Source organism: Microcoleus sp. LAD1_D5 (assembly GCF_036702115.1).
Lineage (GTDB): Bacteria > Cyanobacteriota > Cyanobacteriia > Cyanobacteriales > Microcoleaceae > Microcoleus.
This window is the reverse complement of the sequence record NZ_JAUBSA010000118.1, coordinates 1-11,136: the sequence shown is the minus strand read 5'-3', so window position 1 is coordinate 11,136 and position 11,136 is coordinate 1. Positions and strand designations below refer to the sequence as shown.

Sequence of the window (11,136 nt, the reverse complement as noted above, 5' to 3'; positions counted from 1 at the left end):
CTTCTGTGATTTATTGCGTAAGCGTTGCTTGCCGTAGGCGTCGCATCCCTCTTTAAAAACTGTCCGGAGTATTGTTAATAGCAACCCAGGTTTAATTTGATATATTATTTGACCATTTTTCTCGGCTAAACTTTTGAGCGCCTACCCACACAAGTTCATGGCAAGCAATATGATTGGTTTGAATTATAGATTGATGGCACCGCCAAGATTGTCTCTCGGTTAATTGCTTGAGTTCCCGCTTGTAATTCCTCAATTTTCCAACGAATAGCACACACATGAGTGTACGTCTTTCGTGCGCTTATTGAGTTTGTCGTTAGTCGCGACAGTCCACTTGTCAGTGCCCCGGACTGCTTAAAGTGAAGGGTGAGGGCGCGCCCTCATCCTGTGCCAGTAGGGTAAGTCCTGTAGTTCTTCGTAGGGCGCGCCTCGGCGCAGTTTACTACAGATAAAAATAGAAGGAATGCAGTATAACTCCTGTTCTCTTTTCTTCCCTCTTCCTTCTGACTTAATAACTTACGCAAAAAATGGTTCACTGCCCTATTTGTAGAGTCTCTGGGGGCCGAGGCGCACCCTACAGATAAAGTTTGCGCGTCCAGGACTTTTCCCTCTTGTTTCTTTATTTCTTTCTTCTCAATAAAAAATCCCGGTTTCTTCAAGAAACCGGGGTTTTTCCTACCAACTAAGAGAGGAGTCAAAACTTCACAGGTAGCGGTTGCCGGAATTCTGCATTTCTCGCACAACCCTCTAAACCAAACTACAGGCAAATTCTAGTTGCAGCTTCTTTAAAGCTGTCTCATTTCCTCTTCAAGCACCCGAACCAAATCTTGGTTCCCACTGGATCTCGCTACTTCTATGCGGTGCATCAGTTGCTTGTGAATGTTAGCGCGGTGGGTTTCTGCGACTTTTTTTACGTTTTGACGATTTGTGTTCATGGTGGACGTTCCTTATATTAAATTTGGTGTACCTGCTACTTCTCTAATATAGCGCTAAATTTCAAAAAGTATCTAAATTTACAAAAAATTTACAGTTATTGACCGATCGACAAAACTCCTGTATAAGATTGGTCATAAGTCAATAGCGATATCTTGACAATCAAAAAAAAGGCAGAGCGCTAGAGCTGCAGAAGGCCGAAAGCTAGAGCTGCAGAAGGCTAGAGCTGCAGAGGGCAGAAGGCAGAAGTAGAAATTCTCCCCGTCTCACAACATTTACTCAAAACTTAAAACTTGCAGCAGCGCCTCTACCAACTGCTGAAGGTGTGCGAGCTCGTGAGTTGCCATCAGCGAAATCCGAATTCGACTCACGCTTACAGTCGGAGGCCGAATAGCCGGAGCAAAAATACCCATCTCCTTGAGTTTGCTGCCGACTGTTAAAGCGGAGGCTGCATCTTTTAACGGAAGACTGAAAATTGGGGAGAGGGAATTGGTAATTGGTAATTGGTGATTGGTAATCGCCCAATATTTGAAAGTTTCGATATTTTGTCGCAACTGAACTCGGCGTTCTGGTTCTTGCTGTACAATTCTCACAGCTTCCAAAGCAGCCGCCGCGTCAGCAGGCGTCAATGCTGTAGTATAAATCCAACTCACAGCTCGATTACGCAAAAAATCAATTAAAGCAGCAGAGCCCGCAACGTAACCACCTAAACTTCCCAAAGCTTTGCTGAGTGTCCCCACTTGAATCAGCGGTGTTCCCGTACACCCGAAATGTTCTGCACAACCGGCACCGCTAGCACCGAAAACTCCTGTAGCGTGAGCTTCATCTACTAATACCATGCAGTTAAATGTTGCTGCCACAGTTAACAACTGCGGTAGGGGACACAAGTCCCCATCCATGCTAAAGACGCTATCGGTAATAATTAAACACTTGCGGTATCTGGCGCGATTTTGCTCTAACTTAGCCTTTAAATCCTCAAGATTGCAGTGACTGTACTCTAGCGCAGTTGCACCGCTGAGTGCGGCTCCGTTTTTCAGGCTCGAATGGTTGTACTTGTCAGATAATATCAAATCGCGCTTGCCCACAACGGATGCGATCGCCCCTAGATTCGCCAAATATCCCGAACTGAATACCAAAGCATCTTCAGTTTGTTTTAAATTAGCAATAGCTTGTTCTAGCTGTCGGTGCAAATCGCGGTGTCCGCTGACCAACCTCGAACCCGTCGCACCCGTACCAAATTCCTTAGTTGCAGCCATAGCAGCTTGAATTAACCTGTCATCGCCGGCAAGTCCCAGATAATCGTTGCTGGCAAAGTTAATCAGCCTGTGGCCTGCTAACTTTACCACAGACCCGGGGCAACTATCGATCGATTGTGGCGATCGATACCAATGGGCACGGCGAACTGTGTCCAGGGATTTCTCTATCCAAGCGTAAGGGTCTGCGTTCATATTGGAAAGCGATCGGGTAATACGTTATATTAGCTGGTGATCAGTTCCTCCGCATCACATAAGCATATGCCACTCACTAAAAAATACAGATTAGTCACCCGCAGCGATTTTGACGGTCTTGTCTGTGCCGTTTTGCTCAAAGAACTCGATATGATCGACGAGATTAAATTCGTGCATCCTAAAGATATGCAGGATGGGAAAATCGAAATAACAAATAACGATATTAGCACCAATTTACCCTATGTTGAGGGAGTTCATCTAGCTTTCGATCACCACTTCAGCGAAACTCTCAGACACGAGAAAATCAAAATCAACCACATCATCGATCCCTATGCAGCTTCTGCAGCTAGGGTACTGTACAAATATTATGGAGGCCAAGCAAAGTTTCCTGATATTTCGGAGGCGATGATGGCGGCAGTTGACAAATCAGATTCCGCTCAATTTGCCAAAGAAGAGGTTCTGCATCCGCAAGAATGGGTGCTGTTAAACTTCATAATGGACGCCAGAACCGGCTTGGGAAGGTTTAAAGAATTTACGGTTTCCAATTATCAGTTAATGATGCAGTTAATCGATTACTGCAAAAATCATACCATCGATGAAATTTTGCAGCTTCCTGATGTAAAAGAAAGAGTAGACCTCTACTTCGAGCAAGAAGAAAAATTTAAAGAGCAAATACAGCGATGCGCCCAAGTTTATAATAATTTAGTTGTTTTGGATTTGCGTAACGAAGAGGTGATTTATGCGGGGAATCGTTTTGTAATTTACGCTTTGTTCCCTGAGTGCAATATATCAATTCACGTACTTTGGGGACTGAAACAACAAAATACTGTTTTCGCAGTTGGCAAGTCAATCTTTAACAAAACTTCTAAAACTAATATTGGGGAGTTAATGTTAAAATATGGCGGCGGTGGGCACCAGAATGCCGGAACTTGTCAGATTGAGAACGATAAAGCTAGTCAAGTTTTGAAAGAGTTAATTGCCCAGATAGAGCAAAATAGTTAAATTGGCTTTATCTTTTTTGCAGTCAGGACTTGAGTCTTTGATTATTTTAATTGTCAGCACTAAAGTCCTTACTACAAACGGGGATTGTTAGGACTGATGTCCTTACTGCAAATGGGAGTTTAGTCCTCAAGGTTTTGAGCGGGCGGGTTCTGGGCATTGAGATTTTCTGAACAGTTGCCTTTTGCTGGTGGCAAATGGTCTACCAAACCCATATCAAAAGCGATATCCGGCAACTCATCAGCGTTATATTTTCCGGGCTCAAACAATCGCCCGGGAGTAAAACAAGGCTGTTTCAATCGTACCACTTCCCCCGGTGAAAACATTCCCCTAAACATTTTGCGTTCGAGTCCCATAATTTCCGCTCCTAAAACAATTCTCGCATTAATTTTAGCAATTTTTGAGCGGCAGCTTCCCAATTAAATAAATCCGCCGTCTCTCTAGCTTTTTGAGCTACCTGAAAACGCATCGGGTCTTCAACACTTTTTCGCAACTGTTCGCGAACAGACTGAACATTTGGTTCTGCCCACTGAGGAGCATTTCTGATTTCTAGATACTGAGTATCGTAACACTTTCCGACGGGGATTAGATCGTAAGCAATGGGATAGCAGTTATCAGCATTGGCGTACTCAGTCGGGCCGCCGTACATAGTCATCGCGACGGGCAAACCTGCTGCAAAGGCATCCAAAATTTTAATCGCAAAACCCTCCCCGCGAAAGGGAGCTAAAAAAGCATCGGCTGACAAGTATAAATCAGCTAGTTCGGTTTTATTATAAAATTTAGGGATTATCATAATTTTTGCCTTTAACTTGCCGAGCTGCTTTTCGATATTGGCGAGATGTTTTACTATAACATCTGAATTTTTGCCTCCATCTTTGATTATTAACTCTACGTTAGAATCATCTTTAAACTCTTCCCAAAAAGCTTGAACGGCCAGATCCGTGCCAAATCTATAGAAATCAAAAGAATTGGTCATGTGTAGAATATGTTTTACATCTTTTGGTTTTTTTGGGGAGCTGGGAAAATAGAGTTGCGAGATTAAAGGATTGAAACCTAGAGGCATGACTGATACGTTTGCCGCCGGACAGCCAGCTTTTATTAAAACGTTTTTAGAATATTGGCTGACTGCTAGTTTGTGGGATGAAGTGTTAACAGCATCGTAAATCCAGTAATCATAATCATCATGGTTTTTGGCGAATTCATAATTGATAGCAAAAAGTTCTAAGTTGAGATGTCCGTTGAGTTCTTTTAAAAAATAAGGTTTCCAGTAATGAGACCATTTGATCTGAAATAAATCTGAGGGTGTGCTGTTCATCCACTTCTCTAGCAGGTCGTTTTCTTCTGCTGTGAAATTGCGGCTGAGATGAGAGGCTATTGTTGAAGGTTCGACCGAAATAGGAATTCCCATTTGGTCTAAAGTTTTCGCCAGGGAGAGGGTAATGTCGGTGAAGGAGTTAAAGTGTTGAAAGGCAACGTTAAAGTGAACCATATTTATTGGCGGCGTTACTGAACTAAGGTATGATTAGTTCAAAGAGAAATTGACAAAAACAATTAACGAAAAGTCAAAGCCTATGAAATTTCCTGAATGTAAATCAAGACATCTCAATAAAAATTGCCCTAAAAAAGGTAAACAAAATTATCTTTTTGTTTACTGTGGTAGGCAATTCATAGAAGGCTACTAACCCCATAAAGGTTACTCTCAAGAAGTTAAGCACGAATGCCTAAAGATGTATGTCAATGGTATGGGTTTTCGAGCAATAGAAAGAAAGAATCCAAGGTGTTCATCATACAACAATAATTAATTGGGTCAAATAGCTGGGAGAACTTCGGCCAGAGGCTTAGGAACCAGACACAATTCCCGATGTCGGAGAACTAGATGAATTAGAAAAAAAATTTATTGGCTCAAAAAAAACTTGTATCTGGCTGGCGACAGCAGTAGACCACTTCAAAGCAGGTATTTTAGGAGGGGTTTTAGGGAATCATAGTACTCAAACATTTAAACCTTTATGGGAGAGCTTTGAGAAATGGAAATGCTATTTTTACGTAACATATGGCCCAAAAGTTTATCCAATGTTTATTCCCGATGGTAGCCAAATCATCTCTCAAACTTAGATGACTTGCAGTTGAAGGTGAAAAAACAAGACTCCGACATTATTTTACTCGCTTAAATAGAAAAACTCTTTGTTATTCTAAATCCGAAGAAATGCTCAAACATTCGATTCGTTTACTAATTCACGCTCCTCAAATTCTCGGACGTTCCCATTTCATATTCAAGTAATCATTTAGATACTTTGAGTTGAAGGCTATTCGACCTGAACTGCCAGCGACCGTCGTCTAATCGTACCTCACTTCAGCAACGCCAAATTAAGATTCGTTTACCCTGGAGTCTAAAGCCAGGATTAGGCAGCAGTTAAATCTGTATGCCTATCCTACTTGACTTTTGTGACATTTTCGTAAGTTGCCACCAATGGGAAGACCCTGGTAAGCTGTTGCGGCATTTAAATTGTATGTCAAAAAACCATCAAACAATGAGTGGGGTGTCCCGCCCGCCTCGAATATGCAATTTAAATGCGCGACAGCTTAATGAAGATTTGGAGGAAGAGCCTCCGTCTTCTCCTTTTAATCGAGGATGTGCCTCCTCCAAAGGTCTGCCCAGGCAGAGCCTGGGGACGATTGAAATAGTCATTGGTCATGCGTTAATTGCTGCTACTAACTCATCACTAATAACTAATTAGCTCTTTTTTACAGCTTCTCAAACACGGAGAACATCGGCAGATACATCGACAGCAAAATCGAACCTACGATACCACCGACGACCACAATCATCAGAGGTTCTAGCATACTGGTAAGTCCTTTTACTGCTTCTTCCACTTCCGTTTCGTAGAAAGCGCCAACTTTCATCAGCATCTTGTCAAGTTCCCCTGTCTCCTCACCAATTGCCATCATTTGGATGGCCAAAGACGGAAAAACAGCTTGTTCTTGCAAAGCAATACTGATCATGCCGCCGCTTTGAATTTCCTGTCTCGCATATTCGATCGCATTAGATATCGCCTGATTCCCAGCCACATCTCGCACAATTTCCAAAGAATTGAGAATCGGCACGCCCGATCGCGTCAGCGACCCAAATATCACGCAAAACCGAGCCACCGCCGATTTTTCGATCAAATCTCCAAAAATCGGCAATTTCAGCGCAATCTTATCAATTTGTAGGTGACCCATTGGAGTTTTGTAGTACATATCGAAGGCAATTTTGAGCGCTATAATCACCCCAATAACTGTTATCTGTTGAATGGGAGGCCAAGCCGTACAAAATGCACTAATTCCCAACATTATCAGCGTAAAAGTCGGCAAGTCGGCACCAATATCCTTAAATATTTTAGCGAAAGTTGGTAGCAAGAATATGGTCATTGCGAAAAAAATCACGATCGCAATAAAGAACACAGTCTTCGGATAAGACATCGCCGAATTAATTTCCGCCTCCGTCTTGTGATTTTTTTCCATCATCACCGCCAGACGGTCTAGGGTTTCATCTAGCACCCCGCCGACTTCTCCCGCCGCCACCATACTGATAAACAGTTGGTCAAAAACATCAGGAAACTTAGCCATCGCCTCTGCCAAGTTTATCCCCTCCTGCACGTCAGCATTCATGCTCCTGAGCGCTCGCTTCAGCTTAGCATTAGAACACTGTTCGTGCAGCACGGAAAGGCATCTCACGATCGCCACCCCTGCATTAAACATAGCCGCAAACTGACGAGCAAAAATAGCCATATCCTTAACAGTAAGACTGGTAAGGTTATACTCAATTTGCTCCTGAATCTTACTGAAATCAAAGCCACCTTTCGGTTTTTGGCGGATAACGTTGGTAGCCACAGCTCACCTCTGAAAATTTATTAAAAGTTATGACTCATCAGTCATCAGTCATTAATTCAGCCTGCTGACTCCTGACTAATGACTGCAGACTGAATTAATGAGCTCCTACCTTGGCGCCACCAACAGGTGCCGGGCCGATCAAGCGTTCGAGTTCGTCAGCCTTAGAAGCCTTGGCCATTGCCGATTCCCAAGTGACTTTACCGCTCTTGTAAAGTTCAGCGAGGGCCATTTCCATCGTCCTCATACCCAATTTTGCCCCCATTTGGATTTGGGAGTAAATCATGGGAGTTTTGCCCTCCCGGATCAAGTTAGCCATAGCTGGAGTATTTACCATGATTTCCATAGCGCAGCAGCGGCCGCCCCCAACTTTTATTACCAAATTTTGGCTGCAAATTCCCACCAAAGAGTTAGACACCTGGGCGCGAACTTGGGGTTGTTGAATGGGCGGGAACACGTCCAAAATCCGATCAATCGTTGCAGCAGCCGAATTAGTGTGCAGCGTTCCCATCACCATGTGACCCGTTTCTGCCGCCGAAATTGCCAGACCGATCGTTTCCAAGTCCCGCATTTCCCCCACCAGAATTACATCAGGATCTTCGCGCAAAGCAGCTTTCAGCGCATTAGCAAAGCTCTTAGTATCTTCGCCCTTTTGGCGCTGGTGAAACAAACTCTTGATATTAGGAAACACGTATTCGATCGGATCTTCAACTGTGAGAATGTGTTCCGCCCGCGTCCGGTTGACCAGATCCAACAAAGCCGCCATCGTAGTAGTTTTCCCGGAACCCGTTTGTCCCGTCACCAACAGCATACCCCTGGGTCTTTCCGTCAGATCCCGCAAAATCTGTGGCACGCCTAAAGCATCTGCATTAGGAATCTTAGAAGCCAGAGCCCGCATACAAGCAGCCCAAGCACCCCGCTCCCGGTAGACATTAACGCGGAACCGAGCCAATCCTCGAACCCCGTAAGCGCAGTCGAGTTCCCACTCCATTTCCAACTGCTTGCGCTGCATATTGTTGAGCATTTGGAAAATTAGAATCTGCACTTCCTCAGCAGACAGAATGTCGCCGTATTGCGTCTGAGGAGTTAGTTTACCGCTGACTCGGAAGAATATAGGCGCGCCCGCTTGGATGTGTATGTCCGAACCCCCTTGCTCTACCAGGGACTCCAGTACGTCTTCAATCATCAGACCCATAGATACCTCTCCTCGATCAAATTGATAGTTATTGACCAATCTAGCTCAGTTAACAGTCAACAGTTAACTGCTGAATCAATCCAAAAAGCGTGGTGTCAAGCAGTACGGACAATCCAGCATCTCCGGCTTCAATTCCGCCCGACAAGTTTTGCAGGTAAGTCCCTGCTTGCGTTTGGCCTTCAATTCAGCCTCCAGCCCAGAATCTGTAAACGTCACCCGCTCGACTTCTTCAAAAGTAGTCGCGCCTTCCCGCACTAACTGCAAGCTGTAAGCCAACAACGTTTTCATCCCTTCTTCTACTGCTGCTTCCTTAATTTGCTCTGTGGGAGCTCCTTGAGTGATCAGAGTTTGAAGCCGCTCAGTATTTTTCAGGAACTCGTAAACCCCTACCCGTCCTTTGTAGCCTAGGCCGCCGCACTTGGTACAAAGTTGCTCGCGTTCTGCGAGTTCCTTCCTTTCCTCCACCGGTACAGTGTTGGCTTTGTAAACAGTTAGATCAATTTCTTGAGAAGCCGACAGACCGTACTTGCCGAGTTCTGCGGCAGTTGGCTGGTAAGGAATGCAGCATTTGTCGCAAACGCGCCGCATCAGACGTTGAGCCAACACGCCCAACAGAGCGGCCGAAACCATGAACGGTTCTACGCCCATTTCGGCCAAACGCGCGACCGCCCCGGCCGCGTCGTTCGTGTGCAGCGTCGTCAGCACCAAGTGTCCCGTCAAAGCAGCTTCCAGAGCCGTTTTGGCTGTTTCCTTGTCCCGGGTTTCCCCCACCAGCATCACGTCAGGGTCTTGCCGCAAAAATGCCCGCAGAATGTTGGAAAAAGTCAAGTCTTTTTCCCGAATTACTTGACATTGGGTAATTCCTGGCAAAGCATATTCGATCGGGTCTTCCGCCGTACTGATATTAACCCCCGGATCGTTCCGTTCCGCCAGAATCGAGTAGAGAGTAGTTGACTTGCCCGAACCCGTCGGCCCCGTCACCAAAATCAGTCCGAACGGACGGCTAGCACTCTCTCGGACTAAAGCCAGAGTTTCCTGGTCGGAGATTAACAAACCCAAGCCCAACTGAGTGCTGGAACTGTCCAAAATCCGCAGCACGATTTTTTCGCCGTACCGCGAAGGTAAGCTGTTCACCCGAAAATCGACCGTGCGTCCCTCAAATACCCGGCGGATGCGGCCGTCTTGAGCTTGTCGGCGTTCGGCAATATCCAGGTTGGCAATAATCTTGAAACGAGCGGTAATCGATGCGACTACCTGCTTGGGAAACCGGAAATACTCTTGCAGCACCCCGTCTTTCCGCATCCGAATCCGCATGAACTCTTCTTGAGGTTCTACGTGGATGTCAGACACCTTTTCCGAAAGAGCTTTAGCCAAAATGATATTGACCGCCTTAATTACCGGAGCGGCCTCAGCATCGTCCAAGGTATTAGCTAGGTCTTCTTGGTCGGCACTCTCCTCTTCTAGCGAGAGTTCGCCAAAATCTCCCTCCCCTAAATCCATCTTTCTCTGCTTGTCGGCTGCTGCCATTTTGGCTGCTACCTTAACTTGGTCCTCTTGATAGGCAGAAGTTATGTCCTGATAGTCGTCTGGCGTAATCACCCGTCGCTGCAAAGCCAAGCCGTGAGGCTGTAAAATCCGCCGCAAATCTTCTATGGCATTGAGGTTGTCGGGATCTACCATGGCTACTAAAACGGCCGCAGGCTCAGTTTCAGTCTTCGCTACGGGTAAAAACCGACCTTGGTGACAAATGTCGATCGAAATCTTCAATGCGTCGAGCATAACTCCGAGTTGCTCGTTAGACATTTCGCTCATCTCCGGGTCAAATGCTTCAACCCCGTAGACTATCTTCCGTTCAAACATCTGCTGCTTCTTGTAAAGTCGCAGCAATTCTGGGGGTAACGGCTGCCCGGTAAGTGCTTCTAATACCTCCGTCAACCGCTTGCCCGACTTCTGGCATTCAATTTGAGCTTGCTTCAGTTGGTCGCCGTTGACGTAACCCGACTGAATCATCTTGTTGAGAGCCGGAGTAAATTGGCTCACAGAAACTATGGATGTGTTGGAGCGAGGCGGGGATGTGCTAGTCATAAAAAACACTCAATAGGTGGGAAACTCAGTCACAAACAGTGCTGAGAGGAAAACCAACGCGGGGTTTTAACCCCCGTATTCTTTGCTTATGGATCAGCTATCATGTTCTTGCTCAATCCCTATATGTAAAGTGTAAGCTCGTAGTCCCCTTTAACTTGCGTCCACACAGTGACGAGACCTGGGAGGGATTTGCGGGTGCTTGCAATCACATCTTATTCGTTAACTGCTAAGTTGCTTACTTACCTGATTAACTTGCGGGATACTCTCGTTATAGCGTCAGGGCACATCACTTGGGGATTCCCCGTACCGGGGTACCAAAGCGGGGCGGGGTGTGTCGCCTTCCCACGCTCTTCTATTTTCCCCAATTGTTTGGTCAAATTACAGCGCCCGTGGTGGCGCGGTTAGCTTTACTAGGTTAAAGATTAGCTATGTTGTGTGATGATAGCTTTTACGAAAGTGTCGAGCGCCCTTTTGAAATATATTTTGATTAATTATCTGCGATCGGTCACGGCTCTGTCGTCGGCTGCATCAGTCCCAGGGTAAGCGCATCTCAAAGTCTATTGACAACAGGGTCTTGAGGCATCATCATGTGGAAATAAACAACCAGCCAGA

8 protein-coding genes and 1 pseudogene are annotated in these 11,136 nt (G+C 45.6%); 2 read left to right on the top strand and 7 right to left on the bottom strand.

The features are described from left to right. Positions 1 to 782 precede the first annotated feature (782 nt). Both pirA and bioF read right to left on the bottom strand, forming a co-directional pair. On the bottom strand, positions 783 to 932 hold the full coding sequence (gene pirA, locus QUA70_RS26905) for an arginine synthesis PII-interacting regulator PirA (protein ID WP_172185012.1): 150 nt from the start codon (positions 930 to 932) through the stop codon (positions 783 to 785). A gap of 273 nt (positions 933 to 1,205) precedes the next feature. Next, complete coding sequence (gene bioF, locus QUA70_RS26900) at positions 1,206 to 2,378, bottom strand: 8-amino-7-oxononanoate synthase (protein WP_333350868.1); 1,173 nt, start codon at positions 2,376 to 2,378, stop codon at positions 1,206 to 1,208. Positions 2,379 to 2,444: 66 nt separating this feature from the next. On the opposite strand from bioF, the gene QUA70_RS26895 reads away from it, so the two are divergent. After that, positions 2,445 to 3,380: an exopolyphosphatase gene (locus QUA70_RS26895; protein ID WP_333333038.1), complete on the top strand. Its 936-nt coding sequence runs from the start codon at positions 2,445 to 2,447 to the stop codon at positions 3,378 to 3,380. Positions 3,381 to 3,499: 119 nt separating this feature from the next. Here the strand turns inward: QUA70_RS26895 and QUA70_RS26890 are convergent, their stop codons facing one another. Then, positions 3,500 to 3,733 carry a hypothetical protein gene (locus QUA70_RS26890; RefSeq protein WP_333350870.1) on the bottom strand — a complete coding sequence of 78 codons (234 nt, stop codon included), beginning with the start codon at positions 3,731 to 3,733 and terminating at the stop codon, positions 3,500 to 3,502. 11 nt (positions 3,734 to 3,744) lie between these two features. Then, a complete protein-coding gene (locus QUA70_RS26885) occupies positions 3,745 to 4,866 on the bottom strand; it encodes a glycosyltransferase family 4 protein (RefSeq protein WP_333350872.1) in 1,122 nt (373 codons plus the stop codon). 82 nt (positions 4,867 to 4,948) lie between these two features. On the opposite strand from QUA70_RS26885, the pseudogene QUA70_RS26880 reads away from it, so the two are divergent. Then, a pseudogene (locus QUA70_RS26880) lies at positions 4,949 to 5,677 on the top strand (IS1 family transposase). A gap of 442 nt (positions 5,678 to 6,119) precedes the next feature. Here QUA70_RS26880 and QUA70_RS26875 read toward each other — a convergent pair. The 3 genes from QUA70_RS26875 to QUA70_RS26865 form a co-directional block, all read right to left on the bottom strand. Continuing rightward, positions 6,120 to 7,247 (bottom strand): type II secretion system F family protein, encoded by a 1,128-nt coding sequence (locus QUA70_RS26875; RefSeq protein ID WP_333332824.1) that lies wholly within the window; start codon positions 7,245 to 7,247, stop codon positions 6,120 to 6,122. Positions 7,248 to 7,341: 94 nt separating this feature from the next. Then, a complete protein-coding gene (locus QUA70_RS26870; protein ID WP_190745295.1) occupies positions 7,342 to 8,439 on the bottom strand; it encodes a type IV pilus twitching motility protein PilT in 1,098 nt (365 codons plus the stop codon). Positions 8,440 to 8,514: 75 nt separating this feature from the next. Continuing rightward, the gene (locus QUA70_RS26865) at positions 8,515 to 10,524 is read right to left on the bottom strand and encodes a GspE/PulE family protein (RefSeq protein WP_333350874.1); all 2,010 of its coding nucleotides are present in this window, start codon (positions 10,522 to 10,524) and stop codon (positions 8,515 to 8,517) included. Between the last annotated feature and the right edge of the window lie 612 nt (positions 10,525 to 11,136).

What these genes read in the sequence shown, in the direction of transcription:
- pirA (WP_172185012.1), bottom strand. Translation starts at nt 932, where the DNA reads ATGAACACAAATCGTCAAAACGTAAAAAAAGTCGCAGAAACCCACCGC.
- bioF (WP_333350868.1), bottom strand. Translation starts at nt 2,378, where the DNA reads ATGAACGCAGACCCTTACGCTTGGATAGAGAAATCCCTGGACACAGTT.
- QUA70_RS26895 (WP_333333038.1), top strand. Translation starts at nt 2,445, where the DNA reads ATGCCACTCACTAAAAAATACAGATTAGTCACCCGCAGCGATTTTGAC.
- QUA70_RS26890 (WP_333350870.1), bottom strand. Translation starts at nt 3,733, where the DNA reads ATGGGACTCGAACGCAAAATGTTTAGGGGAATGTTTTCACCGGGGGAA.
- QUA70_RS26885 (WP_333350872.1), bottom strand. Translation starts at nt 4,866, where the DNA reads ATGGTTCACTTTAACGTTGCCTTTCAACACTTTAACTCCTTCACCGAC.
- QUA70_RS26870 (WP_190745295.1), bottom strand. Translation starts at nt 8,439, where the DNA reads ATGGGTCTGATGATTGAAGACGTACTGGAGTCCCTGGTAGAGCAAGGG.
- QUA70_RS26865 (WP_333350874.1), bottom strand. Translation starts at nt 10,524, where the DNA reads ATGACTAGCACATCCCCGCCTCGCTCCAACACATCCATAGTTTCTGTG.